This window comes from Microbacterium sp. Yaish 1, assembly GCF_002245215.1.
Taxonomy (GTDB): domain Bacteria; phylum Actinomycetota; class Actinomycetes; order Actinomycetales; family Microbacteriaceae; genus Microbacterium.
Genome location: NZ_NPMR01000002.1, coordinates 919,313 through 944,596, shown reverse-complemented (window position 1 = coordinate 944,596; position 25,284 = coordinate 919,313). Strand labels below are relative to the sequence as shown.

Below are 25,284 nucleotides of genomic sequence, written 5' to 3'. Positions count from 1 at the left end.
CCCGGGCACGGGCATCCCGGGAAGAGAGTTATGACGCATATCACCACCCCCGACGGCGACGACGACATCGCGGTGGACCCGGTCGATCGCGTGCTCGCGAGCGCGGAGACACGCTCGTCGATCCGCGTCTTCGGCGGCGCCCAGGCGCTGCAGGACGAGGCGACCGTCGCGTACGGAGACACCGACGGCGACCAGTGGGACCGCGAGGAGCGCGCCGCGTTGCGCCGCGTCCCCGGCCTGTCCACCGAGCTCGAGGACGTCACCGAGGTCGAGTACCGGCAGCTGCGACTCGAGAACGTCGTGCTCGTCGGCGTGTACCCCCAGGGGTCGCAGGAGGACGCGGAGAACTCGCTGCGCGAGCTGGCGGCGCTGGCCGAGACCGCCGGCGCGGTCGTGCTCGACGGCGTGCTGCAGCGGCGACCGCATCCGGACCCCGCCACCTACATCGGACGCGGCAAGGCCGCCGAGCTGCGCGACCTCGTCGCCGCGGTCGGCGCCGACACCGTGATCGCCGACACCGAGCTCGCTCCGAGTCAGCGGCGTGCTCTCGAGGATGTCGCGAAGGTCAAGGTCATCGACCGCACCACGGTCATCCTCGACATCTTCAGCCAGCACGCGAAGAGCCGTGAGGGCAAGGCCCAGGTCGAGCTCGCGCAGCTCGAGTACCTCCTGCCGCGTCTGCGCGGGTGGGGCGAGTCGATGAGCCGCCAGGCCGGTGGCCAGGTGGGCGCCGGCGGGGCGGGCATGGGCTCGCGCGGTCCCGGTGAGACGAAGATCGAGCTCGACCGGCGCCGCATCCGCACCCGCATGGCGCAGCTGCGCAAGCAGATCCGGGAGTTCGCGCCGTCGCGCGAGGCGAAGCGCGCCGAGCGTCGGCGCAACACGATCCCCTCGGTCGCGATCGCCGGCTACACCAACGCCGGCAAGTCGAGCCTGCTGAACCGGCTGACGAGCGCCGGCGTCCTCGTCGAGAACGCCCTGTTCGCGACCCTGGATGCCACCGTGCGCCGGGCCGAGGCCGCCGACGGCCGCGTCTTCACGCTCACCGACACCGTCGGCTTCGTGCGCAACCTGCCTCACCAGCTCGTCGAGGCCTTCCGTTCGACGCTCGAGGAGGTGTCGGGCGCGGACGTCATCGTGCACGTCGTGGACGGATCCCATCCCGATCCGGCGGCACAGCTCGCGACCGTCCGCGATGTGATGGGCGACGTGGGCGCTCGTGCGACGCGCGAGCTCGTCGTGTTCAATAAGGCCGACCTCGTCGACGACGATGCGCGACTGCTGCTGCGCGGGCTCGAGCCGACGGCGCACTTCGTGTCGTCGCGCACCGGCGAGGGTATCGATGAGCTGCGCGCCGCCATCGAGGACGCGCTGCCGCTGCCGGCCGTCGAGGTGCGCGCCCTCGTGCCGTACGACCGCGGCGACCTGATCTCCGCCGTGCACGAGAGCGGCCACATCGTCGCGACGTCGCACGAGCAGGACGGGACCGCGGTGCACGCGCATGTCTCGGAGCGCCTCGCGGCCGAGCTTGCGCCCTACGCCGTCTGAGTCTGCGCGCGGCGATACATCTGCAGGCTCGGTGGTGCTCAGTCGAGCTCGATCGGCGCGACACCGGGCGTGTCGAAGCCGAAGACCCGGCCGAGGAACGCCAGCTCGCTCTCGAGGGCGTTCACGATCGTCTCGGTGCGCCGGAATCCGTGTCCCTCGCCCGCGTACAGCACGTAGGCGTGCGGCACGCCGTGTGCCACGAGCGCGTCGCGGATGGCTTCGGCCTGCGCCGGCGGCACGACGGCGTCCTCGTCGCCCTGCAGGAGCAGCAGCGGCACCCGGAACCGCTCGGGCCGGCTCAGCGGCGACCGCTCGATGTACACGTCCTCGGCTTCGGGGAGGGGGCCGATGAGGCCGTCGAGGTAGCGCGCCTCGAAGTCGTGCGTCTCGGCGGCCAGAGCCCGGGCGTCGCCGACACCGTAACGCGAGACGCCGGCCCCGAAGACATCCGTTCCGACGAGCGCCGCCAGTACGGTCCAGCCGCCGGCGGAGCCTCCCTCGATCGCCAGGCGCGACGGATCGGCGAGGCCCTCGTCGGCGAGACCGCGTGCCGCCGTGGCGACGTCGTCGACGTCGACGACACCCCACTGTCCCTTGAGTCGTTCGCGGTAGGAACGGCCGTATCCCGTCGAACCGCCGTAGTTGACGTCGAGCACCCCGATGCCGCGGCTCGTGAAGTAGGCCACCTTGCTGTCGGCTGCGCCGCCCACGTGCGACGTCGGCCCGCCGTGCACCCAGACGAGGTACGGCGGCAGTTCGTCGTCCGGCGCGGTGACGTCGGGGTTGGTCGGCGGGTAGGCGAAGGCGTGGACGGGTCCGTGCGGGCCCGTCGTCGTCAGCTGCCGGGCGTGCGGGATCCACGCTTCGTCGACATCCGGAGCCCCACCACGCACCGCGCTCGTCTCGCCGCTGTCGAGGTCGACGAGCCACAGGCCCGCCGCTCCCGGCATCGCGCCGCTGACGAGGGCATGGCTGCCGCGGACGTCCTCGATCTGCACGCGTGCGCTGGCGGGGAAGGGAAGCGGGATGGCGCCGCCGTCGCGGTCGACGACCACGAGCTGGTCCGATCCGTGGGTGCGCACGGCGACGACGCGGCCGTCGTCGAGCGGCGCGTACCAGCGGGTGCCGAGCACCCATAGGCCGCCGCCCGTGTCGGCGTCGGCGGGCGCGACCGCCGTGGGCGCGGCGTCGGTCGCGGGGTCGACGCGGTAGAGGTTCCAGCGTCCGGTCGGCTCGTCGAGGAAGAGCATGCCGCCGTCGGAGCTCCACTCGGGCTGCAGTGCGGCGGTGGCGCCGCCCGCGACCTCCCGGACGCTGCCCGGTGCGTCGAGCTCGGCGACGCGGATGCTCGTGCGGTCCCAGGGCATGTCGGGGTGATCCCAAGCCACCCAGGCGAGGCGCGAGCCATCGGGTGACAGTGCGGGCTGGGCGACGAAGTCGCTGCCGCCGGCGAGCTCGATCACGCTCGAGGCGTCGGGGACGTCGGGGCTTCCCGCGCGCTCGATCCGAACGATGTGGCGTTCGGGTGTGCCGCCCGAGCGTTCCCGTTCGCGCACCGCGAGGAGCACGCCCCGCTGCCAGCGGAGGCCCCCGTAGTGCGTGCCGGTCTCCTCGGGGGTGAGCGGTCGGGGCTCGCCGCCCGGGCGGAGGCTCCGGATGCGCTGGTCGGACTTGTCGACGAAGAACAGCTCGCCGTCGTCCGAGACCGTCCAGGCGCCGCCGCCGTACTCGTGCACGCGCGACCGGGCGTTCCAGGGCGCGGGGAGGACGACCTGAACGGTGCCGTCGCCGCGGCGGCGCATGACCGCGACGCGACCGGCCTCGTCGGGCAGCGACTCGCCCCACCAGATCTCATCGCCGACGAAGCGCGCGCCGTCGAGGCGCAGTGACGACGCGCTGGCCCACGCGGCGGTCAGGGGAGAGGGCCAGGAACCGTAGGGAAGCTGCTGCGACATACGGCCACGCTACGCGAGGCACGGCTTCCGAAGCCCGCGCGGGTGACACGACGGGAGCGGATGCCGCGCCGCCGCGCTTCAGACGGTGCGGAGGACCGCCACGACCTTGCCGAGCACCGTCGCGTCGTCGCCGAGGATCGGCTCGAAGGCCGAGTTGCGGGGGAGGAGCCACGTGTGGCCGTCGCGCTGACGGAGCGTCTTCACCGTCGCCTCGCCATCGAGCATGGCCGCGACGATCTCGCCGTTGTCAGCGGTTGCCTGCGCCCGCACGACGACCCAGTCGCCGTCGCAGATGGCCGCGTCGATCATCGAGTCGCCGACGACCTTGAGCATGAACAGCTCGCCCTTGCCGACGAGCTGACGCGGCAGCGGGAAGATCTCCTCGACCTGCTGGTCGGCGGTGATCGGCACGCCCGCGGCGATCCGGCCGACGAGCGGCACGAGAGCGGCGTCGCCGAGGGCGGGTGCGGCGTCGGCCGGGTTCTCGCCGGCGGTGCCCGGGAGATCGATGAGCACCTCCATCGCGCGGGTCTTGCCGGGGTCGCGTCGGAGGTAGCCGCTGAGCTCGAGCTGGTTCAGCTGGTGGGTGACGCTCGACAGCGACTTGAGGCCGACCGCGTCGCCGATCTCGCGCATGCTCGGCGGGTAGCCGTTGCGGGCGATCGCGCTCTGGATCACCTCGAGGATCGCGAGCTGCTTGTCGCTCAGGTTCTTGCGTCGTCGCGTCTGCGGCTTCTCGCTCATACCGCCGGTCTCCTGTCGTCGCGCCCCGTCCCCGACCCGATGTCGGAGGTTCATGGTGGGCTCTCGCTGTCGAAAACGTAGCCCGATACGACGGCGACATCGCGGAACGCTCCGCGTGTCTCTTCGATCGGTCTCCGATTTCGGTGGGTGGTTGACACCACACAATATCGAAGATACGTTCGGAACCGAAGTTCGCACCCGCCTCTCCCGGCCGAGAGGCGGGGGCGAATCTTCCTACCGCTCCCGAGGAGATGCCATGACCACGATCGATGCCCGCTTCGCACCGGCCCCCCGCACCCGCCTGCGTCTGACGCGCCGTGGACGCCGCGTCGTCGCCACGATCGCCGCCCTTCCGGCGGTCGTCGCCGTGACCGCGGCCGTGCTCTCGGGGGGAGGCGCGCTCGCCTCGAACGAGGTCGGCGCTCCCGCCGGGTCGTTCACGACCGTGACCGTGATGTCCGGCGAATCGCTCTGGTCCATCGCCGAAGAGGTGGCGCCCGCCGCCGACCCCCGCGATGTCGTCGACGCGATCATCCGACTGAACGCTCTCGGCTCGGGCCAGCTCGAAGCCGGCCAGACGCTCGCCATCCCGGCCGAGTACGCCGCGAGCTGACTCCGGCGGCAGCAGTGGTCCGCGCGGCCTAGCATGGGTGGGATGAGCCCGAGTCTGGATGATCTGCCCCTCAGAGACGATCTGCGAGGCCTCACCCCGTACGGCGCCCCGCAGGCGCCGCTCCCGGTCGCGCTGAACGTCAACGAGAACACGCATCCGGTTCCCGAAGAGGTCGCCGACGACATCCTGGATGCCGTGGCCCGAGCTCTGCGCGACGTCAACCGCTACCCCGACCGCGAGTTCACCCACTTGCGCGAGTCCTTCGCCGAGTACCTCGGCCACGGCCTGACGCCCGATCGAATCTGGGCCGCGAACGGATCGAACGAGGTCCTGCAGCACCTCCTCCAGGCGTTCGGCGGGCCCGGCCGCACCGCGATGGGCTTCGGTCCCACCTACTCCATGTACCCGCTGCTCACGCGCGCGACCGGCGCGCAGTACGTCACGGGTACACGGGGGCCCGACTTCACGCTCGATCCCGCCTCCGCCGCGGCCCAGGTCGCCGAGCTCCGCCCGGACGTCGTCTTCCTGTGCGCGCCGAACAATCCCACGGGCACGCCCCTCGGGCTCGACGTCATCGAGGCGGTGTACGACGCCACCGAGGGCATCGTGATCGTCGACGAGGCCTACCAGGAGTTCGCGCCGCGCGAGAGCTCCTCGGCGCTGACGCTCCTCGGTGAGCGCGAGCGGCTCGTCGTGTCACGCACGATGAGCAAGGCCTTCGCCTTCGCGGGCGCCCGCGTCGGCTATCTCGCCGCCGACCCCACGCTCATCGACGCGCTGCGGCTCGTGCGCCTGCCGTACCACTTGAGCGCGCTCACGCAGGCGGCGGCGACGGCCGCCCTCTCCCACTCGTCGACGATGCTCCGGATGGTCGACGAGATCGTCGCGCAGCGCGATCGGATGTCGGCGACGCTCGACGCACTCGGCTATCACGCATACGAGAGCTGGACGAACTTCGTGCTGTTCGACGGCGTCGACGATCCGCGGGCAACCTGGCAGGCTCTGTACGACCGCGGCATCCTCGTCCGCGACGTGGGCATCCCGCACAGCCTGCGCGTCAGCGCCGGTACGGAAGACGAGACGACCGCGTTCCTCGAAGCACTGGCCTCGATAGACTCGGAGGCATGACCAGCCCCCGAACGGCCAGCATCCGTCGTGCCACGAGCGAGTCGAGCGTCGAGCTCGAGCTCGACCTCGACGGCACCGGGATCAGCACGATCGAGACGACCGTGCCGTTCTTCGACCACCTGCTGACGGCGTTCGCGAAGCACTCGCTCACCGACCTGACCGTCCGTGCGACGGGCGACACGCACATCGACGCGCACCACACCGTGGAGGATGTGGCGATCGTGCTCGGACAGGCGCTGCGCTCCGCGCTCGGCGACAAGTCGGGCATCTCCCGCTACGGCGATGCGCTCGTCCCGCTCGACGAGGCGCTCGCGCAGGCGGTCGTCGACATCTCGGGGCGTCCGTACCTCGTGCACACGGGGGAGCCCGACGGTTACGAGTTCCACCTCATCGGCGGGCACTTCACCGGTTCGCTCGTGCGGCACACGTTCGAGGCCATCGCGTTCAACGCCGGGCTCACGGTGCACGTGCGCGTCCTCGGCGGACGCGATCCGCACCACATCGCCGAGGCGGAGTACAAGGCGTTCGCCCGGGCATTCCGGCAGGCGAAGGTGCTCGATCCGCTCGTGCACGGCATCCCCAGCACGAAGGGCGCCCTATGACCGAGGGCGACAGGACCGAACGCGCACCGCTCGTCGCCGTGCTCGACTACGGGTCGGGCAACGTCCACTCGGCGGTCAAGGCTCTCTCCGCCGCGGGGGCCGATGCCCGGCTGACGTCGGACCGCGGCCTCATCCGCGACGCCGACGGGCTCCTCGTTCCCGGAGTGGGGGCGTTCAGCGCGGTCATGGCCGCCCTGCGCGAGAGCCGCGGCGACGAGATCATCGAGCGGCGCCTGGCCGGCGGGCGCCCGGTGCTGGGCATCTGCGTCGGGATGCAGATCATGTTCGGCAACGGCGTGGAGCGCGGCGACGACACCGAGGGCCTCGGGCAGTGGCCGGGCACCGTCACCGAGCTGCAGGCGCCCGTGCTGCCCCACATGGGGTGGAACACCGTCCGTGCCGGGGCAGGGTCGACGCTGTTCGACGGGCTCGAGGACGAGCGCTTCTACTTCGTGCACTCGTACGGCGCCCAGGACTGGAGCCTCGAGGTCATGAAGCCCTTCGCCGAGCCCGTCCTGACGTGGTGCGACTACGGCGCGCCGTTCCTCGCCGCGGTCGAGAACGGGCCGCTGTCTGCGACGCAGTTCCACCCCGAGAAGTCGGGGGCCGCCGGCATCCGTCTCCTCGCCAATTGGATCGGCGCCCTGCCGCGCCACTAGTCTCCCTCTGGTGCGCTCGCGCGGACGAGCGTGCATCCCGACCCACCCCTGGAATGTGATGAACGACTTCGCGTCCACCCCCGAACTGATCCTCCTGCCCGCGGTCGACGTCGCCGACGGGAAGGCCGTGCGCCTGACCCAGGGCGAAGCCGGCAGCGAGACGACCTACGGCGACCCCGTCGACGCGGCCCTCGCCTGGGCCAAGCAGGGTGCGCAGTGGATCCATCTCGTCGACCTCGACGCCGCCTTCGGCCGCGGCAACAACACCGCGGTGCTGCGCAAGGTCATCAAGCAGGTCAAGGGCGTGCAGATCGAGCTGTCGGGCGGCATCCGCGACGACGCGACGCTCGAGGCGGCCCTCGAGAGCGGCGCGACCCGCATCAACCTGGGCACCGCGGCGCTCGAGAACCCCGAGTGGGCGGCCGACGTCATCGGACGCTACGGCGACGCGATCGCGGTGGGACTCGACGTGCGTGGCACGACGCTCGCCGCCCGCGGCTGGACCCGCGACGGCGGCGACCTCTGGGACGTCCTGGAGCGCCTCGAGGATGCCGGCTGCAGCCGTTACGTCGTCACCGATGTGACGAAGGACGGCACTCTGCAGGGACCGAACATCGAGCTGCTGCGCGAGATCACCTCGCGGACGCCGAAGCCCGTGGTCGCGTCCGGCGGGATCTCGAGCCTCGACGACATCGCCGCGCTCCGTGAGCTCGTGCCGCTCGGGGTCGAGGGCGCGATCGTCGGCAAGGCGCTCTACGCCGGCGCCTTCACGCTGGCCGAGGCGCTGGATGTCGCCGGAGACTGACGACGGCTGCGGCCACGCCGCCGATTCGGCGGGCGTCCCCTGGGAGGGGCGCAGCTTCGAGTCGAACCCGCACGCCGGCGACGACGGCTCCGCCGATCCCGCTCTGCTCGCCGCTCTCGAGGCGTTCCGCGCCGGCACGGGTGACACGGTCGCGGTCGTCGAGGCGTACCGCACGGCGCGGCTGCTGATCCCGCTCGTCCCCGAGAAGGGCGACGAGGGGGTCGGGCCCACCGGCCTCCGCGTCGACAAGACGCAGGAGCTCTCGATCGTCACGGTCGCCGCCCCCGACGGTCGTCGGGTCCTGCCGGTCTTCACCTCGGTCGCGGCCCTGGCGCGGTGGGACGCCGTCGCCCGACCGGTCCCGGCCGACGGCGTGCGCACGGCGATGGCCGCGGCATCCGATGACACCGACCTGATCGTGATCGATCCGGGCTCCGACACCGAGTTCGTGCTGCGGCGACCTGCCGTCTGGGCGATCGGTCAAGGTCTGCCGTGGGAGCCGGCACCGACCTCGCCCGAGGTCTTCACCGCCCTTCAGGCGAGCATCGGGGGAGAGCTCGCGGTGCTCGACCTCTCGGTCGCAGCGGGGGATCCCGACGCGCGGATGCGCGGACCCGAGCTGGTCGTGCGGCTCCATCTCATCGACGGGCTGGATGCCGCCGAGCTCGACGCCGTGCTGTCGCGGCTCGCTTCGCGCTGGGCTGCCGACGATCGCATCGCGGTGCTCGTCGACTCGCTCACCGTCAAGCTGGTGCGCGCTTCCTGACGGAGTCTCCGGGCCCGAGCGCGGCCCGAGCCCGGAACGACGTCAGTTGACCGGGCCGGTGAACTTCTCGCCGGGGCCCTTCCCGATCGGGTCGGGGATCGTGGACGCCTCGCGGAAGGCCAGCTGCAGCGAGCGCAGGCCGTCGCGCAGCGAACGCGCGTGCATGTCGCTGATCTCGGGGGCTCCGGCGGTGATGAGCCCGGCGAGGGCGTTGATGAGCTTGCGGGCCTCGTCGAGGTCGAGCTGCGTGGCGGGGTCGTCGGCGAGTCCGACCTTGACCGCGGCGGCGCTCATCAGGTGGACGGCGGCGGTGGTGATGACCTCGACGGCGGGAACGTCGGCGATGTCGCGGGTCGCGGCGGAGGCGGCGCGCTCCTGCTCCTCCCACCGCTGGCGACGAGCCTCGTCGTCGGTGAAAGTGCTGTTGTCGGCGGGGTTCGTGTCCACGTGTCGCTCTCTGCTAGACTGTGCGGGCACCGGAGTGTTCTACTCCGGATCGAAAGAGGATCACATCCCACCCGCGCTTGCCGTTCCAGGCTACCGGGTCATGCACTCCGCTCCGTCCGCCTCACAACGGCCGGAGTAGCCAGGGTGCGGAACACGAATGCCGACGCACGTGCGTCGTGCGGGGTGGATGCGATGCTCTTCCGCCCGGGTCGCGTCCTCGCGTCCCGGTGGCCACCACCGCACGAACAGGAGTTCCGCACATCAGCGATCCCCGCACCAACGACCGCATCCGCGTCCCCGAGGTTCGCCTCGTCGGCCCCGCTGGAGAGCAGGTCGGCGTCGTCCGTATCGAGGTCGCCCTGCGTCTGGCGCAGGAGGCCGAGCTCGACCTCGTCGAGGTCGCCCCGAACTCGAAGCCGCCCGTGGTCAAGATCATGGATTACGGCAAGTTCAAGTACGAAGCGGCTCAGAAGGCCAAGGAAGCGCGTCGCAATCAGGCCAACACGGTCCTCAAGGAGGTCCGGTTCCGTCTGAAGATCGAGGCGCACGACTACATCACCAAGCTCAAGCGCGCCGAGGGCTTCCTCCAGGCGGGCGACAAGGTCAAGGCGATGATCCTGTTCCGCGGCCGCGAGCAGTCGCGTCCCGAGCAGGGAGTGCGCCTGCTCCGCAAGTTCGCCGAGGACGTCGCCGAGCTCGGCACCGTCGAGTCCAACCCGACGATCGACGGCCGCAACATGGTGATGGTCATCGCGCCGCACAAGAACAAGTCCGAGGTGAAGACCGAGCAGAACGCCCAGCGTGCCGCCAACAAGGAGGCAGCACGTCAGGCCCGCTCCGGCGACGCGCCCGAGACCGAAGACGCCGCTCCCGCCTCGGCGGAGTAGCCCCCAGACTCCCGCCTCGCGGGATACACAACGAAGGAAGAGACATGCCGAAGCAGAAGACCCACTCGGGTGCCAAGAAGCGCTTCAAGGTCACCGGCAGCGGAAAGATCAAGAAGCAGCAGGCGAACCTCCGCCACAACTTCGAAGGCAAGCCCACCAAGCGCACGCGCCGCCTGTCGGCCGACAAGATCCTGGCTCCCGGCGACGCGAAGGTCGCCAAGAAGCTCCTCGGCATCTGAGCGCTGCTGCGCACGAATAGGAAACAAACGAAATGGCTAGAGTCAAGCGGGCAGTAAACGCCCACAAGAAGCGTCGCGTCATCCTCGAGCGCGCCTCCGGTTACCGCGGACAGCGTTCGCGCCTGTACCGCAAGGCGAAGGAGCAGGTCACCCACTCGCTCGTCTACGCGTACCGTGACCGTCGCAAGCGCAAGGGCGACTTCCGCCGTCTGTGGATCCAGCGCATCAACGCCGCTGCCCGTCAGAACGGCATCACGTACAACCGCTTCATCCAGGGCCTCGGCCTCGCGGGTGTGCAGGTCGACCGTCGTATGCTCGCCGAGCTCGCCGTGAACGAGCCCGCCGTCTTCGCGTCGCTCGTGGCGACGGCCAAGGGCGCTCTGCCGGCCGACGTCAACGCTCCCAAGGCCTGATCGGGTCTTCGCGTTCCACGCATCCACGAAGGGGCGTCCTCCGAGAGGAGGGCGCCCCTTCGCCGTATGCTGAAAACGTGCTCGAGAACCCTCGCTCGCCCCGCGTTCGCGCCGTCGCCAAGCTGACCAAGCGCAGCGCCCGTCAGGAGACCGGCCTGTTCCTGCTCGAGGGCCCTCAGGCGGCGCGCGAGGCCCTGGCCTATCGCGCCGAGACCCTTGTCGAGATCTTCGCGACGCCGAACGCGATCGAGCGGCATCCCGAGCTGGCCGCGAGCGCCGAGAAGGCCGGCGTGGCCGTCGTCTCGGCGAGCGAGGCCGTGCTCGAGGCGATGGCCGACACGGTCACGCCGCAGGGCATCGTGGCCGTCGCCCATCAGTCGCCGTCGTCGCTGAACGACATCTTCGCCGCACGCCCCCGACTCGTCGCGATCTGCGAGGAGGTGCGCGATCCCGGCAACCTCGGCACGATCATCCGGGCCGCGGATGCCGCCGGCGCGGATGCCGTCGTGCTGACGGGGCGGACCGTCGACCCGTACAACCCCAAGGTGGTCCGCTCGACCACCGGGTCGTTGTTCCACCTTCCGATCGCTCTGGGCGTCGAGCTCGACGCTGCCGTCAAGCAGGCTCACGCGGCGGGACTGCGGGTCGTCGCCGCAGACGTGAAGGGCGAGGAATTCCTCGACCACCGCGCGACTCTCGCCGAGCCGACGGCGTGGCTCTTCGGCAACGAGGCCCGCGGGCTCGCCGACGAGGCCCTCGCGCGGGCCGACCTCGCGCTGCGCCTGCCGATCTACGGTGCCGCCGAGTCGCTCAACCTCGCGACCGCCGCGAGCGTGTGCCTCTACGAGACCGCGTTCGCCCAGCGCGCCGGCTGAGCTTCGTCTCTGTTCGGTCGACTCGCCAGGAATGGCGGGTCCGACCCCCGCGGCATCCGCAGTTCGTGGCGAGTCGACGGAGGGCAAGGGAGACGCGCCGTGTATTCCGATTCTGTTACAGATCGGTGACTCGGGGCGTTCGCGGCTGCTCCGAGCGGGGGAGTGCTCTTAGTGTGAACTCTTATGACGACTCCCGAAAACCCGGCGCCCCCGACGTCGAACATCTCGGTGCGCCGCGGCGACCCGCTCGTGGTGATCGAGGGCGTGCAGAAGCACTACGGCTCGTTCCAGGCTCTGAAGGACATCGATCTGACCGTCAACCGCGGCGAGGTCGTCGTGGTCATCGGTCCGTCGGGCTCGGGCAAGTCGACCCTCTGCCGCACGATCAACCGCCTCGAGACGATCAGCGAGGGCACGATCACGATCGACGGCGAGAAGCTGCCCTCCGAGGGCAAGGCTCTCGCGGCGCTCCGCGCCGACGTCGGGATGGTCTTCCAGTCGTTCAACCTCTTCGCCCACCTGACGATCCTCGAGAACGTCACGCTCGGCCCCATCAAGGTCAAGGGCATGAAGAAGGCCGAGGCGGACAAGCTCGCCCGTGAGCTGCTCGACCGCGTCGGCGTGGGCCACCAGGCCGACAAGCTGCCGGCGCAGCTGTCGGGCGGCCAGCAGCAGCGCGTCGCGATCGCCCGTGCGCTCGCGATGAAGCCGAAGGTCATGCTCTTCGACGAGCCCACGAGCGCGCTCGACCCGGAGATGATCAACGAGGTCCTCGACGTCATGGTCGGCCTCGCGCAGGACGGCATGACGATGATCGTCGTCACGCACGAGATGGGCTTCGCCCGCAAGGCCGCCGACCGCGTCGTGTTCATGGCCGACGGCCAGATCGTCGAAGAGGCCGTTCCCGAGCAGTTCTTCACGGCGCCCCGGAGTGACCGTGCCAAGGACTTCCTCTCCAAGCTCATCACCCACTGAGACCACCGACCTCTGCGCTCTGCACCGGGCGCGGATGCCCCAACCAGGAGGACCACATGCGCAAGACACGAATCACCGGCGCCTTCGCCGGTGTCGCCATCGCTGCGATCGCTCTGACCGGCTGCAACAGCGGCTCACCCACCTCGCCCGGCGCTGCCAGCGGTGACAGCGGCGACAGCAACGAGGCCCTGTGGGAGGTCGCCTCCGACGTCTCGCTCGAGGGCAGCCCGACGTTCGACGCCATCGAGTCCCGCGGCAAGGTCGTCGTCGGCGTGAAGGAAGACCAGCCCGGTCTCGGCTTCCTCGACGCGACCACCGGTGAGCGCAGCGGCTTCGACGTCGACATCGCCCGCTGGATCGCGGCCTCCCTCGGCTACGACGAGGACAAGATCGAGTTCAAGGCGATCGCCTCGGCCAACCGCGAGCAGGCGATCGTCAACGGCGACGTCGACTACTACGTCGGCACCTACTCGATCACCGACTCGCGTAAGCAGCAGATCGACTTCGCCGGCCCGTACTTCATCACGGGCCAGGGCCTCCTCGTCGCCGCCGACAGCGACATCGCGAGCGAGGACGACCTGAACGAGAACACCCGCGTGTGCTCGGCGACCGGCTCGACCCCGATCCAGAACATCAAGGCGAACTACCCCGAGGTCCCCACCGAAGAGTTCGACCTCTACTCGGCTTGCGTCGACGCTCTCATCAACGGCACCGTCGACGCCGTCACGACCGACCAGGCGATCCTGATCGGCTACGCGGCGCAGTACCCCGACGAGATCAAGGTCGTCGGAGAGCCCTTCAGCGAGGAGAAGTACGGTGTCGGCCTCCGCAAGGGCGACGACGCCTTCCGTGCGCACATCAACGAGCTGCTCACCGACGGCGGCGACGTCTGGCAGGGCATCTTCGACAAGAACCTCGGCCAGTCCGGGATCACGGTCGAGCAGCCCGCGGTCGACGCGTACTGAGTCGCACTGACACCATGACCACGGGGCGGGGACGCGCGCGTCCCCGCCCCGCACCACCCAAGGAGACGATGTGGGCGTCATCACCGACAACCTCGACCTCTGGGGCGAGGCGCTCGGCAACACCCTGTTGCTGTTCTTCGCCGGCGGAGCGATCGCCCTGGTCCTGGGCACCCTGATCGGCGCCATGCGCGTCTCGCCGATTCCGGCGGCCCGCGCCTTCGGCACCATCTACGTCAACACCATCCGCAACACCCCGCTGACGCTCGTCTTCTTCTTCTTCGCGTTCGGCTACCCGCAGCTCGACCTGCCGAACCCCGGCTTCACGGTGCTCGGCGTCTGGGCGCTGGGCATCTACACCGCGACCTACGTCGCCGAGGTCATCCGCGCGGGAATCAACACCGTGCCGGTCGGTCAGGCCGAGGCGGCCCGGGCGATCGGGCTCACGTTCGGCCAGGTCATGACGCTCGTCGTGATGCCGCAGGCCTTCCGGTCGGTCGTGCCGCCGATGATGAGCGTGTTCATCGCGCTGCTGAAGAACACCACCGTCGCCGCCGGCTTCTCGGTCGTCGAGCTCGGCGCCATCCGCGCGAATCTCAGTGAGCGCGGCGAGAACGCCCTGACGGTGCTCCTCTGGGTCGCCGTCGTCTTCGTCGCCCTGGTGCTGGTCCTCAGCGCCGTGCAGCGACGACTCGAGAACAAGTGGAGGATCGCGCGATGACTTCCGTCCTGTACGACGTCCCGGGGCCCCGCGCGATCCTGCGCAACCGCATCCTCGGCATCGTAACCGTCCTCCTGGTCGCCGCGGCGATCGGATTCGTCGTCTTCCGCTTCGCGGTGAGCGGTCAGTTCTCCGCCGACAAGTGGTACGTCTTCACCTTCAGCAACGTGTGGCTCGGCATCCTGAAGGCGCTCGGCAACACGCTCGCGGCCTTCGGCCTCGCGGCGGTGGGGGCGCTGGCCCTCGGCTTCGTGCTCGCGATCGGCCGTCTGTCGGATCACGCCTGGGTGCGCATTCCCTTCGGCGTCGTGGTCGAGGCCTTCCGGGCCGTGCCCGTGCTGATCTTCATGATGCTGATGTACTACGGTCTGCCGACGCTCGGCATCCGCATGGAGCCGTACTGGGCCGTCGTCATCGCCCTCGTCGCCTACAACGGTTCCGTGCTCGCAGAGGCCCTGCGCGCCGGCATCGAGTCGCTGCCGCGCGGGCAGAAGGAGGCCGGCTACGCGATCGGGCTCCGCAAGAGCGGTGTCATGCGCCTCATCCTTCTGCCGCAGGCGGTTCGGGCCATGCTGCCCGTCATCGTCGCGCAGCTCGTCGTGACGCTGAAGGACACCGCGCTCGGCTTCATCATCACCTACCCCGAGCTGCTGTACTACGCCAAGCAGCTCACCTCGCAGCCGGGACGCCCGATCCTGCAGGCGGGCATCGTCGTCGGCGCGATCTACATCGTGATGTGCCTGCTGCTGTCGTGGTTCGCCAGCTTCCTCGAAAAGCGCCTCTCGCGGTCGCCGCGGAGCACCGGAACCGCCGGAGGCGGAGCATCGGCGGTCGACCCGCTGCACCATCCGGTGGCGCCGACGACCGACACCGAGCTGATCGCCATGCAGAAGGGGATCGGCAAGTACGACTCAAACAGCCCGGGCAGCGCCTGACGTACCGAGCACCACCCCGACGGGCCCCTCGCGCGAAAGCGGAGGGGCCCGTCGCCGGTAGACTCGACTCCCGTGTCCGACGCACCCGAGATCACCCCTGACGCGGTCGCCGCGGCGGTGGATGCGGCCCTCGCCGCCATCGCCGACGCGTCCTCGACCGCAGAGCTGAAGTCCGCCCGCAACGCCCACACGGCCGAGGGGTCGCCGCTCGCGCGACTCAACGCGCAGCTGCGGTCGGTGCCCAACGAGAAGAAGGCCGAGTTCGGCAAGCTCGTGGGCCAGGCACGCGGCCGTGTCACCCAGGCTCTCGCCGCGCGCGAGGGCGAGCTCGCCGCCGCCGAGACGGCCGCCAAGCTCGAGGCGGAGGCGCTCGACGTCACCGCCATCGCCCCCCGCGGACGCGTCGGGGCACGGCATCCGATCTCGCTCCTGCAGGAGGAGGTCGCCGACCTCTTCGTCGGGATGGGCTGGGAGATCGCGGAGGGACCCGAGCTCGAGCACGAGTGGTTCAACTTCGACTCGCTGAACTTCGACGTCGACCACCCCGCGCGCCAGATGCAGGACACGTTCTTCGTCGACCCCGTCGCGCGGCACCTCGTCATGCGCACGCAGACGAGCCCTGTGCAGATGCGGTCGATGCTCGAGCGCGACATCCCCATCTACGTCCTCTCTCCGGGCCGGGTGTTCCGCACCGACGAGTACGACGCGACCCACCTTCCCGTGTTCACGCAGTTCGAGGGCCTCGTCGTCGACAAGGGCATCACGATGGCCCACCTCAAGGGCACCCTCGACCACGCGGCGCGCGAGCTGTTCGGTCCCGAGGCGAAGACGCGTTTCCGTACCAACTACTTCCCGTTCACCGAGCCGAGCGCTGAGCTCGACCTGTGGCACCCGACCTTCGCCGGCGGTGCGCGCTGGATCGAGTGGGGCGGCTGCGGAATGGTGAACCCCAACGTGCTCCGCGCGGCGGGCATCGACCCCGAGGTCTACTCCGGGTTCGCCTTCGGCATGGGCATCGAGCGGACGCTGATGTTCCGCTCCGACGTGAAAGACATGCGCGACATGGCCGAAGGCGATGTGCGTTTCAGCGAGCAGTTCGGGATGGTGGTCTGATGCGCGTTCCGCTCTCGTGGCTGCGTGAGTACGTCGAGGTGCCGGCGGATGCAGCGCCTGAAGACATCCTCGCGGCGCTGGTGTCGGTCGGCTTCGAAGAGGAGGACGTCCACGGCTTCGACCTGACCGGTCCGATCGTCGTCGGCCGCGTGGTGTCGTTCGAGCCCGAGCCGCAGTCGAACGGCAAGACGATCCGCTGGTGCCAGGTCGACGTCGGCGAGGCGAACGGCGGCGTCCGCGGCATCGTCTGCGGCGCTTCGAACTTCTTCGAGGGCGACAAGGTCGTCGTGACGCTTCCGGGCGCCGTGCTGCCGGGACCGTTCCCGATCGCGGCCCGGAAGACGTACGGACACGTCTCGGACGGCATGATCGCTTCGGCCAAGGAACTCGGGCTCGGCGACGAGCACTCGGGCATCCTCCGCCTGACCGAGCTGGGTCTCGACAGCGATGAGGATGCGCCGGTCGGCGCCGACGCGATCGCGCTGCTCGGCCTGGACGACGCCGCGATCGACGTCAACGTCACCCCCGACCGCGGCTACGCGCTGTCGGTGCGCGGCATCGCCCGCGAGTACTCGCACGCCACCGGTGCGGCATTCCGCGACCCGGGGCTGCGCGAGTTCGAGGAGCTCGAGCACCCCGCGACGGGCTTCGATGTCGCGGTCGACGACCGGGCGCCGATCCGCGGCCGCGTCGGCGCGACCGAGTTCGCGGTGCGCGTCGTCTCGGGCGTCGACCCGTCGCGGCCGACGCCGCCGTGGATGGTCGCGCGTCTCACGCTCGCCGGCATCCGCTCGCTCGGCATCCTCATCGACATCACGAACTACGTCATGGTCGAGCTCGGCAACCCGATCCACGGCTACGACCTCGACAAGCTCACCGGCGGCATCACGGTGCGTCGCGCGACGCCGGGGGAGAAGCTCACGACGCTCGACGGCAAGGAACGCACGCTCGACGGCGAAGACCTGCTCATCACCGACGAGTCGGGCCCCATCGGCCTCGCCGGCGTCATGGGTGGTGGAACGACCGAGATGACGGATGCGACGCGCAACGTGCTCATCGAGGCCGCGATCTTCGACACCGTGACGATCGCCCGCACCGCGCGCCGGCACAAGCTGCCGAGCGAGGCGTCGCGTCGCTTCGAGCGGGGTGTCGACCCGCTGCTGCCCTTCGTGGCCGCCCGCCGCGTGGCGGACCTGATGGTCGAGCTGGCCGGCGGCACGCTCGAGCCGGTCGGGGGCGCTCTGTTCGGCGAGGTGTTCCTCGAGGCGATCGACCTGCCACGCGGCTTCGTCGCGGGGCTGATCGGCGTCGACTACACCGACCACGAGGTCGTCTCGGCGCTCGAGACCATCGGTGCAGAGGTGACCGAGACGGATGCCGGGTACGAGGTCATCCCGCCGTCGTGGCGCCCCGACCTCACCGACAAGTGGACTCTCGCCGAGGAGGTTGCGCGCATCCACGGGCTCGACCGTGTGCCCTCGGTGCTGCCCACGGCGCCGTCCGGTCGCGGTCTGACGGATGCCCAGAAGGGCCGTCGTCGCGTGTCGAACGCACTGGCGGCAGCGGGCTTCGTCGAGACCCCGTCGTTCCCGTTCACGACGCGCGACAGCAACGACCTGCACGGCTCCGCCTCGGGCGAGGAGCTGCCTTCGGTCAAGATCGCCAACCCGCTCGACGGGCAGGCGCCCTACCTGCGCCGCTCGCTCGTGCCGGGCCTGCTGCAGGTCGCGCACCGCAACGTCTCGCGTGGCCTGACGGATCTGGCCCTCTTCGAGGTCGGCGCGGTCTTCGTCCCCGAGTCCGGCAAGCAGTACGGCACCGCTACGGTTCCGCCGCTCGCGGTGCGTCCCGACGACGCCACGCTCGCGGAGCTCCACGCCTCGATCCCGCCGCAGCCGCGTCACGTCGCGGTGCTCGTCGCCGGCAATGCGGCGCCGAAGAAGCCGGGGCAGGTCGCCGTCGCGGCCGACCTCAGCGACGTCTTCGCCGCCGTGGCCGCGATCGCCTCGGCGGCTGGAGTCGACATCGAGATCGCGCAGACCCGCCGTGCCGCGCTGCACCCGGGTCGCGCCGCCGCCCTCACGGTCGGCGGCGTCGAGGTCGGCTACGCCGGGGAGCTGCATCCCGAGGTCTCGGCTGCGGCCGACCTGGCGGGCCGGGTCCTCGTCGCCGAGATCGACCTCGATGCGGTTCTCGCTCACGCGGGGGAGCGGGTCGTCGTCGCGTCGCTGTCGGGCTACCCCGCGGCCACGCAGGACGTCTCGCTCGTCGTCCCCGCCTCCGTGACGGCGGGCGCGCTCGCCTCGGCACTGTCGGAGGGGGCCGGCTCGCTTCTCGAGTCGCTCCGTCTCGTCGACGACTACCGTGGCTCCGGCGTTCCCGAGGGGTCGAAGAGCCTGACGTTCGCCCTGCGCTTCCGCGCCGACGACCGCACCCTGACCGCGGCCGAGGCGAGCGAGGCCAAGCTCGCGGGCGTCGCGGTCGCGGCCGAGCGCTTCGGCGCCGTCATCCGCGACTGACCTGCGTAACGGGCGCAGTTCCCGACGTCACGCGCGGTTGCAACCGCGCCGAACGTCCGGAACTGCGCCCGACGCGTTCCTCCGACCGGCCGGCCGGCCGACCGAGAGGTGCTCAGCGCGAGCCCCAGTTCCAGGCCGGGACGTCGAGAAGGCCCTGGCCGCGAACGGTCGTCTCGGCGTTCGACCGCTGCAGTTCGACGCGGGACGGCTCGGGCAGAGCATCGACGAGTGCATCGGCGTGCGAGACCGTGATGACCTGGGTGCGCTCGGATGCCGTTCGCACGAGCGAGGCCAGCGGCGCGAGCAGCGAGGGATGCAGGCTCGCCTCGGGCTCGTTCAGCACGAGGAGCGGTGCGGGTCGCGCCGGCAGCAGTGCGGCGCACAGCAGCAGGTAGCGGAGCGTGCCGTCGGAGAGCTCGGCCGCGTCGAGCGGACGCAGCAGGCCGGGCTGCTCGATCGTCAGGCGGAACAGGCCGTCGGAGGTCACCACACGCACGCGGCTGCCCGGGAACGCCTCGTCGACCGCGCGGGCGAGGGCATCGCCGTGCCCGGCCTCGACGATCGTCGCCCAGGTCGCGGCGAGGTTCGCTCCGTCGTGCGCGAGGGTATGACTGCGGGTGCCGACCTGGGGCTGACGCGCGGGGGCGTCGAGATCGACCCGGAAGTGGTCGTAGAACCGCCACGCGGTCATCGCGCGCCGCAGGGTCAGCAACTCGGGCGCGGTGTCTCCCTCGGCGAGATCGGTGACGATGCTCTCGTACGGCGCGAGCTGCTGGTCGAGCATCGTCCAGGACTCATCCCGCACACGGGTCAGCTGCCGCGTGCGGTCGATCAGCAGGGTCGAGGGCTTGGCGACGACACCGGCGAACACCTGTTCGCGCTTGATCTCGGGGTCGCGGGCGAACGGGCTGTTCTGGTCACCCTGCGGGATACCCAGATCGATGAGGTATCCCAGCTCATCCGAGGCGTAGCCGAGTTGCACCGCCACCGGCCCGCGCCGCACGGTTCCCTGGTCGCCGCCGTTCTCCGGACCGGCCCACAGCACCGACGGCAACCCGCCTTCCCGAGCGAGGGCGCCCACGATATCGCCCTGCGCCGCAGCGGCGAGCAGACGAAGGGCGCGGTAGAGGTTCGACTTGCCCGAGCCGTTGGGGCCGGTCACGACGGTGAGGTCGCCGAGCGGCACGACGACGTCGCGGAGCGAGCGGTATCCCGATACAGCCAGAGTGCGCAGCATCCCCTCACTCTGGCATCTGCGTCTGACACCGGAGTCCGCTTCCCGATAAGGTCGGGCCGTGAGCGAGATCCCAGCCAGCGTCACCCCATCATCTCCGGCGGCCGGCGCCGCCCCCGCCCTCGAGCTCCACGGCCTGGTCAAGAGGTTCGGTGAGAAGGTCGCCGTCGACGGCATCGACCTCGTCGTGCCCTCCGGGTCGTTCTACGGTCTCGTCGGCCCGAACGGCGCGGGCAAGACGACGAGTCTGTCGATGGCCACGGGGCTGCTTCGCCCGGATGCCGGCACCGCGCGGGTCCACGGGATCGACGTGTGGCGCGACCCGGTGGCCGCGAAGCGCACGATCGGCAACCTCGCCGACGGCGTGCGGCTCTTTGACCGCCTGACGGGGGAGCAGCTCATCACCTACACCGCGATGATGTTCGGGCTGCCCCGGCCCGAGATCGCGCCGCGCGTGTCGGACCTGCTCGACCTCATGGACCTGCGCGGCGCAGCCGGGACGATCGTCGCCGACTACTCCGCGGGCATGACCAAGAAGGTCGCGCTCGCGTGCGCCCTCGTGCACGCGCCGCGCCTGCTCGTGCTCGATGAACCCTTCGAGTCGGTCGACCCGGTGTCGGCCGCGAACATCGAGGATGTCCTGCGCAGCTACACCAGCTCTGGCGGATCGGTCATCGTCTCGAGCCACTCGATGGACCTCGTCCAGCGCATGTGCGACCACGTCGCCGTCATCGCCGCGGGCCGGGTGCTCGCGGCCGGCACGATCGACGAGGTGCGTGCCGGCGAGAGCCTGCAGGACCGCTTCGTCTCGCTCGTCGGCGGACGCCACCAGTCGGAGGGGCCGCAGTGGTTGCGACAGTCCTGAAGCTGCGTTACCGCGTTCTCGGCAACACGCTCGCCCGTCGCCCCTGGCAGCTCGTGGGCTTCATCCTCGGATCGCTCTGGGGCCTCAGCATCCTCGGCGGGCTCGTCGCCGCGCTCATCGCGCTGTCGATCTTCGAGAACCTCGAGGTCGCGACGGTCGTGGCCGTTCTGGGCGGCTCGGCGCTGATCCTCGGCTGGCTCATCGGCCCGATCCTCATCGCCGGGCTCGACAGCACCGTCGACGCCGTGCGTCTCGCACCGTTCCCGCTGACCCGTCGTCAGGTCATGCTCGCTCTGGCGGGCACCGGCCTCACCGGCATCCCCGGAATCGTCACCACCGTCGCCGCCCTCGCGACGCTCATCGTCTGGGTGCGCTGGCCGCTCGCGGCGGTCGTCGCCGTGCCGACGGTGCTGCTCGGCGTCCTGACCTGCGTGCTGGCGTCGCGCCTCATGGGCGAGCTGTCCGGTGGCATGGGCGGTCGTCGCTCACGCGAGATCATCGGCACCGTCGTGCTCGTCGTGCTCATCCTGACCGGCCCCATCCTCACCGGCATCGTGGCTCTGCTCGACCAGGCGGGCGGCGACCTGTGGGCGCGGATACAGCAGGCCGCGGGCATCCTCGCCTGGACGCCGCTCGGTGCCGCGTGGTCGGTCGCGCCGAGCGTCGCGGCGGGCCAATGGCTTCCGGCGCTCGCGAGCACCGCGATCGCCATCGTGACCCTCGTCGTGCTGTGGGTCGTGTGGGACCGCGTCATCGAGACGGCCGTGTCGTCGCCGCGCCAGCGCGCGACCCGAGCCGTCGCCGCCGGCAAGCTCGGCCTGTTCGGCGTCATGCCGACCGGTGGCGTCGGTGCGACGTGGGCACGGTCCCTCTCCGGGTGGCTGCGTGATCCGCGCTACCTCCGGCAGCTCATCGTCATCCCGCTGTTCCCGGTGCTGTTCGCCTTCACGGGCGGAACCGACGGCTTCATGTTCCTCATCTCGCCGGTCCTGGCCGCCCTCGTCATGGCGGCGGTGGGCTACGCCGACGTGTCGTTCGACGGCACGGCCTTCGGGACGACCCTCGCCACGGGCATCTCCGGGCGCGCCGACCGTCTGGGCCGTCTGCTCGGTGCTGCCTGCGTCGGCATCCCGCTCATCGTGGTCATCGCGGTCGCGACCGCGCTCGTCTCGGGCGACGCGGCGCACCTTCCCGCCGTGCTCGGCGCGGCCCTCGGCGTGCTGCTCGCCGGATATGGCGCCTGCGCGGTGTCGTCGGCGCTCATCGTGACCCCGGTGCCCGCGCCCGGCGACAGCCCGTTCAAGAGCACCCCGGGGCAGAACTCCATCGTGGGTCTGCTGGTCTTCGTCGTGTGGGCCGCGGTGATCGCTCTGTCGCTGCCGGCCATCGTGCCGGCGATCGTCGACGCCGTGACCGGGGAGGCGATGTGGGGCTGGATCGCGCTGGCGGTCGGCGTCGTGTTCGGCGCGGTCGTCGCGGTCGTCGGGGTTCTGGTCGGCGGACGCACGCTCGAGCGGACCGGCCCGGACCTGCTCGTGCGCATCAAGTCGTTCCCCACCTGATCGGCGCGGGGGCGGACGCGACGCCCGGCCGGATCAGCGGTAGCGGCGGCCTTCGTCGCGTCGGTACAGCCACACGACGAGGGCGCCCAGGGCGGCCGTCCACGCGATGATGCCGAGGATCGCCCACCCGGGCACCGCGGTTCCCGTGGCGACCCCGACGACGATCTCGCGGGCCTGACGGATCGGCAGGACCGACGAGGCGGTGTCGAGCCAGGAGGGGAAGAGCTCGGGCGGCAGGAAGAGGCCGCCGCCGAAGGCGAGCAGGAACAGGGCGACCTGCGTGACGGCGATGGCCGCCTTCGGGCCCGTCGTGATCCCGATGATGGCGCCGATGAGCATCGGGGGCAGCGCCGTCGCGATCACGAGGACGATGGCCGCGAGCAGTCGCACCGGCTCGGGGCGAGCACTCGTGAAGACCGCGCCGACGATGAGCAGCGGCACCATCGCCACGGTCGCGATCGCGAAAGTCGCGAGGATCAGGGCGCCGACGCGGGCGAGCGGGCTGCCGGGGAGTGTACGCAGGTAGGGCGTCCACGGCTTCGAGCGCTGCTCGGCGAGCTCGAGGCCCACGGAGAACAGCCCGGATGACATGAACGCGAACACCACCATCGAGCAGACCGCGGCCGTCGCGATGGTGCTGTCGGCCACGATCGCGCGCTGCGGCAGCACGAAGAGGCAGAACGCGAGGGTGGGGAAGACGACGGACCCGATGACCGCGATCGGAACCCGTGCGGTCTCGATGAGGTTGTACTTGGTCGCGGTCAGGGTGAGCGAGAGCGTGGACATCAGGCGGCCTTCTCGGTGTGCGCGGACGTGGCGGTCAGGGTGAGGAACGCTTCCTCGAGCGTCGCTCCGCGCACGGTCAGCTCGTGGAACGGCAGGTCAGCGGCGACGAGCGAGCGGACGAGAGCATCGGAGTCGCCGACGACGGCCGTCACGGCGTCGTCCGAGACGGTGACGGATGCCTCGGGGTCGAGGCGCCGGATATCGTCGGCCGAGACCCCGCGCAGCGTGACGCGGCGGCGCGAGACGTTCGAGACGACGGCCGCGAGCGTGTCGTCGGTGCGGACGACGCCGTCGTCGATGACGACGACGCGGTGCGCGAGCTGCTCGATCTCCTCGAGGTGGTGGCTCGTGACCACGACGGCGCATCCGGCGGCGTGCCGGGCGCGGACGGCATCCCACAGCGCTCGCCGGGCGTCGACGTCGAGACCCGTCGTGGGCTCGTCGAGCAGCACGAGGTCGGGGTCGCCGGCGAAGGCCAGCGCGACCGCCACCCGCCGCTGCTGGCCGCCCGACAGCGCACCGCACTGCTGGCGCAGCAGCGGGCCGAGGTCGAACTCGTCGATGATGCGCGCGCGGGGAGAGGGATGCGGGAAGTGCGACGCGACGAAGTCGAGGACCTCGCTCACCCGTAGAGCGTCCGGCAGCGCCGTCGCCTGCGGAGTCGAGCCGAGCCGGACGCGCGACGACGCGTCGCGCGGGTCGCCGCCGAACAGGCGCACCTCGCCGCTGGTCGGGGTGCGCAGGCCCTCGACGAGCGAGAGGAGGGTCGTCTTGCCCGCGCCGTTCGGGCCGAGGAGTCCGACGCATTCGCCGGCGTGGATGTCGAGCGTCACCCCGGCCAGCGCGGTGACATCGCCGAACCGCTTCACGAGGTCGCGGGTGCTGATGAGGGCGGTCATGATCCTCCTCCGAGGAGATCGAGCAGATGGGTGCGATAGGTGCGGAACGCCGCGCGCCCGGCGGGGGTCAGCGCGACGTAGGTCACGGGCTTCCGTCCCGCGAAGGCCTTCGCGGTCTCGACGTAGCCCGCCGCCTCGAGCTTCGCGAGGTGCGTGGTGAGGTTGCCGGCGGTCATCCCGAGCAGCTTCTGCAGCACGGGGAAGGTCACCTCGTCGCCGTCGGCGAGGGCCTCGTTCAGCGCCGTGACGATGCGCAGGCGGGCCGGGGCGTGGATGACCGGGTCGAGCTCGGTCATCGGCTGCCTTCCGCCGGGATGACTCCGCGCAGCATCAGGGTCGCGACGATGAGCATCGCGAGCGGTCCGACGGTCGCGTACACGAGGTAGTTGGTCGGGGGGCCCGCATACGAGGCGACGATCGCGGTGGCGATCATGACGATGCCGAGCGCGTACTGCACGGGGGAGCGCCACAGTGCCCCACCGGCGAGGTAGAGCACGCCGACCAGCAGGACGAAGATCGCGGGGGAGAGCACTGCCATGACGTCGGCATCTGCGCCGGTGCGCTGCACGGCGCCGATGAGGAGCCCGGCACCGAACATCGACAGCGTCCACGTCCAGCCGTACATGGCCCCGGCCAGCCGTGAGGGCCCCCGCACGCCCGACCCGGAGCGGATGCCGGCCACCGCGGACACCACGATGCCCGTCATGAGCACCACGCCGAACACGATCCACGCGGGTGTTGTCGGGATGCGGAACCACGGATTCCCGCCGCCGGCCGCCGCGCTCCAGATGGAGCCGAACCCGACGATCCACGCCGCCGCCCAGGTGATGAGCATCACCGCATAGTTGCGGTTGACCCAGTGCGCGGTGCGCCGGCGCTGTTCCTGCATGAGAGCGAGCATCGCCGCGGGGTCGGCCTGCTGCTCGTCATCCATCGATTCGTGCTCCATGCAAACCACTTTGCACTGCAAACCCCACGGGGTCAACTCCACTCGGATACGGGGGATTTGGCGGATGCGGCGCGCGAGCGCTA

Annotated in this window: 27 protein-coding genes; 19 read left to right on the top strand and 8 right to left on the bottom strand. The window is 70.7% G+C overall.

All coding sequences use genetic code 11. The annotated features are described in order from the left end of the window. Positions 1 to 30 precede the first annotated feature (30 nt). Positions 31 to 1,548 carry a GTPase HflX gene (gene hflX / locus CI089_RS13605; protein ID WP_094262009.1) on the top strand — a complete coding sequence of 506 codons (1,518 nt, stop codon included), beginning with the start codon at positions 31 to 33 and terminating at the stop codon, positions 1,546 to 1,548. A gap of 38 nt (positions 1,549 to 1,586) precedes the next feature. Here the strand turns inward: hflX and CI089_RS13600 are convergent, their stop codons facing one another. Further along, complete coding sequence (locus CI089_RS13600) at positions 1,587 to 3,503, bottom strand: dipeptidyl-peptidase 5 (protein WP_094262008.1); 1,917 nt, start codon at positions 3,501 to 3,503, stop codon at positions 1,587 to 1,589. A gap of 78 nt (positions 3,504 to 3,581) precedes the next feature. Then, on the bottom strand, positions 3,582 to 4,247 hold the full coding sequence (lexA, locus tag CI089_RS13595) for a transcriptional repressor LexA (RefSeq protein ID WP_071918355.1): 666 nt from the start codon (positions 4,245 to 4,247) through the stop codon (positions 3,582 to 3,584). A 256-nt stretch (positions 4,248 to 4,503) separates the two neighbouring features. On the opposite strand from lexA, the gene CI089_RS13590 reads away from it, so the two are divergent. Genes CI089_RS13590 through CI089_RS13565 form a run of 6 tightly spaced genes read left to right on the top strand, consistent with a single transcriptional unit; the run spans position 4,504 to position 8,820 of the window. Further along, entirely contained in the window at positions 4,504 to 4,860 is a 357-nt protein-coding gene (locus CI089_RS13590) for a LysM peptidoglycan-binding domain-containing protein (RefSeq protein WP_094262007.1), read from the top strand. Positions 4,861 to 4,902: 42 nt separating this feature from the next. Continuing rightward, entirely contained in the window at positions 4,903 to 5,988 is a 1,086-nt protein-coding gene (locus CI089_RS13585) for a histidinol-phosphate transaminase (protein WP_094262006.1), read from the top strand. Further along, entirely contained in the window at positions 5,985 to 6,590 is a 606-nt protein-coding gene (hisB, locus tag CI089_RS13580; RefSeq protein WP_094262005.1) for an imidazoleglycerol-phosphate dehydratase HisB, read from the top strand. The genes CI089_RS13585 and hisB overlap by 4 nt, the downstream gene beginning before the upstream one ends. Beyond that, positions 6,587 to 7,249 (top strand): imidazole glycerol phosphate synthase subunit HisH, encoded by a 663-nt coding sequence (hisH, locus tag CI089_RS13575; protein ID WP_064956917.1) that lies wholly within the window; start codon positions 6,587 to 6,589, stop codon positions 7,247 to 7,249. The genes hisB and hisH overlap by 4 nt, the downstream gene beginning before the upstream one ends. Before the next feature lie 58 nt (positions 7,250 to 7,307). Next, positions 7,308 to 8,054 (top strand): bifunctional 1-(5-phosphoribosyl)-5-((5-phosphoribosylamino)methylideneamino)imidazole-4-carboxamide isomerase/phosphoribosylanthranilate isomerase PriA, encoded by a 747-nt coding sequence (gene priA, locus CI089_RS13570; RefSeq protein WP_094262004.1) that lies wholly within the window; start codon positions 7,308 to 7,310, stop codon positions 8,052 to 8,054. Beyond that, positions 8,038 to 8,820, top strand: a complete 783-nt coding sequence (locus CI089_RS13565; protein WP_094262003.1) for an SseB family protein — start codon at positions 8,038 to 8,040, stop codon at positions 8,818 to 8,820. Before priA ends, CI089_RS13565 begins: the two co-directional genes overlap by 17 nt. 42 nt (positions 8,821 to 8,862) lie before the next feature. Here CI089_RS13565 and CI089_RS13560 read toward each other — a convergent pair whose 3' ends face one another. Then, the gene (locus CI089_RS13560; protein ID WP_023951737.1) at positions 8,863 to 9,267 is read right to left on the bottom strand and encodes a DUF1844 domain-containing protein; all 405 of its coding nucleotides are present in this window, start codon (positions 9,265 to 9,267) and stop codon (positions 8,863 to 8,865) included. Between the two features lie 227 nt (positions 9,268 to 9,494). Here CI089_RS13560 and infC point away from each other — a divergent pair, with 227 nt between their 5' ends. From infC to pheT, 10 genes are all read left to right on the top strand, one after another. Further along, a complete protein-coding gene (gene infC / locus CI089_RS13555) occupies positions 9,495 to 10,154 on the top strand; it encodes a translation initiation factor IF-3 (protein WP_023951736.1) in 660 nt (219 codons plus the stop codon). 44 nt (positions 10,155 to 10,198) lie between these two features. Then, complete coding sequence (gene rpmI / locus CI089_RS13550) at positions 10,199 to 10,393, top strand: 50S ribosomal protein L35 (RefSeq protein WP_005048908.1); 195 nt, start codon at positions 10,199 to 10,201, stop codon at positions 10,391 to 10,393. 32 nt (positions 10,394 to 10,425) lie between these two features. Then, complete coding sequence (rplT, locus tag CI089_RS13545; RefSeq protein WP_023951735.1) at positions 10,426 to 10,806, top strand: 50S ribosomal protein L20; 381 nt, start codon at positions 10,426 to 10,428, stop codon at positions 10,804 to 10,806. A gap of 77 nt (positions 10,807 to 10,883) precedes the next feature. Further along, positions 10,884 to 11,681, top strand: a complete 798-nt coding sequence (locus CI089_RS13540) for a TrmH family RNA methyltransferase (RefSeq protein WP_094262002.1) — start codon at positions 10,884 to 10,886, stop codon at positions 11,679 to 11,681. 183 nt (positions 11,682 to 11,864) lie between these two features. Continuing rightward, complete coding sequence (locus CI089_RS13535) at positions 11,865 to 12,656, top strand: amino acid ABC transporter ATP-binding protein (protein ID WP_094262001.1); 792 nt, start codon at positions 11,865 to 11,867, stop codon at positions 12,654 to 12,656. 56 nt (positions 12,657 to 12,712) lie between these two features. Next, complete coding sequence (locus tag CI089_RS13530; RefSeq protein WP_094262000.1) at positions 12,713 to 13,621, top strand: glutamate ABC transporter substrate-binding protein; 909 nt, start codon at positions 12,713 to 12,715, stop codon at positions 13,619 to 13,621. Positions 13,622 to 13,691: 70 nt separating this feature from the next. Further along, positions 13,692 to 14,339 carry an amino acid ABC transporter permease gene (locus CI089_RS13525; protein WP_094261999.1) on the top strand — a complete coding sequence of 216 codons (648 nt, stop codon included), beginning with the start codon at positions 13,692 to 13,694 and terminating at the stop codon, positions 14,337 to 14,339. Next, on the top strand, positions 14,336 to 15,274 hold the full coding sequence (locus tag CI089_RS13520; protein ID WP_094262501.1) for an amino acid ABC transporter permease: 939 nt from the start codon (positions 14,336 to 14,338) through the stop codon (positions 15,272 to 15,274). Before CI089_RS13525 ends, CI089_RS13520 begins: the two co-directional genes overlap by 4 nt. A gap of 72 nt (positions 15,275 to 15,346) precedes the next feature. Then, positions 15,347 to 16,387: a phenylalanine--tRNA ligase subunit alpha gene (pheS, locus tag CI089_RS13515; protein ID WP_094261998.1), complete on the top strand. Its 1,041-nt coding sequence runs from the start codon at positions 15,347 to 15,349 to the stop codon at positions 16,385 to 16,387. After that, a complete protein-coding gene (pheT, locus tag CI089_RS13510) occupies positions 16,387 to 18,906 on the top strand; it encodes a phenylalanine--tRNA ligase subunit beta (RefSeq protein WP_094261997.1) in 2,520 nt (839 codons plus the stop codon). The genes pheS and pheT overlap by 1 nt, the downstream gene beginning before the upstream one ends. 112 nt (positions 18,907 to 19,018) lie before the next feature. Here pheT and CI089_RS13505 read toward each other — a convergent pair whose 3' ends face one another. Beyond that, the gene (locus tag CI089_RS13505; protein WP_094261996.1) at positions 19,019 to 20,143 is read right to left on the bottom strand and encodes an AAA family ATPase; all 1,125 of its coding nucleotides are present in this window, start codon (positions 20,141 to 20,143) and stop codon (positions 19,019 to 19,021) included. Between the two features lie 58 nt (positions 20,144 to 20,201). Here CI089_RS13505 and CI089_RS13500 point away from each other — a divergent pair, with 58 nt between their 5' ends. Both CI089_RS13500 and CI089_RS13495 read left to right on the top strand, forming a co-directional pair. Continuing rightward, entirely contained in the window at positions 20,202 to 21,005 is an 804-nt protein-coding gene (locus tag CI089_RS13500) for an ABC transporter ATP-binding protein (protein ID WP_256977982.1), read from the top strand. Beyond that, positions 20,987 to 22,567 (top strand): hypothetical protein, encoded by a 1,581-nt coding sequence (locus CI089_RS13495; RefSeq protein WP_094261995.1) that lies wholly within the window; start codon positions 20,987 to 20,989, stop codon positions 22,565 to 22,567. Before CI089_RS13500 ends, CI089_RS13495 begins: the two co-directional genes overlap by 19 nt. A 33-nt stretch (positions 22,568 to 22,600) precedes the next feature. On the opposite strand, the gene CI089_RS13490 is transcribed toward CI089_RS13495, so the two are convergent. Genes CI089_RS13490 through CI089_RS13475 form a run of 4 tightly spaced genes read right to left on the bottom strand, consistent with a single transcriptional unit; the run spans position 22,601 to position 25,201 of the window. After that, positions 22,601 to 23,353 (bottom strand): ABC transporter permease, encoded by a 753-nt coding sequence (locus CI089_RS13490; protein ID WP_094261994.1) that lies wholly within the window; start codon positions 23,351 to 23,353, stop codon positions 22,601 to 22,603. After that, positions 23,353 to 24,252 (bottom strand): ABC transporter ATP-binding protein, encoded by a 900-nt coding sequence (locus tag CI089_RS13485; protein WP_094261993.1) that lies wholly within the window; start codon positions 24,250 to 24,252, stop codon positions 23,353 to 23,355. The genes CI089_RS13490 and CI089_RS13485 overlap by 1 nt, the downstream gene beginning before the upstream one ends. Then, complete coding sequence (locus tag CI089_RS13480) at positions 24,249 to 24,548, bottom strand: transcriptional regulator (RefSeq protein ID WP_071918345.1); 300 nt, start codon at positions 24,546 to 24,548, stop codon at positions 24,249 to 24,251. Before CI089_RS13480 ends, CI089_RS13485 begins: the two co-directional genes overlap by 4 nt. Next, positions 24,545 to 25,201, bottom strand: coding sequence for a hypothetical protein (locus CI089_RS13475; RefSeq protein ID WP_143739008.1), 657 nt, complete (start codon positions 25,199 to 25,201; stop codon positions 24,545 to 24,547). The genes CI089_RS13480 and CI089_RS13475 overlap by 4 nt, the downstream gene beginning before the upstream one ends. Positions 25,202 to 25,284 lie beyond the last annotated feature (83 nt).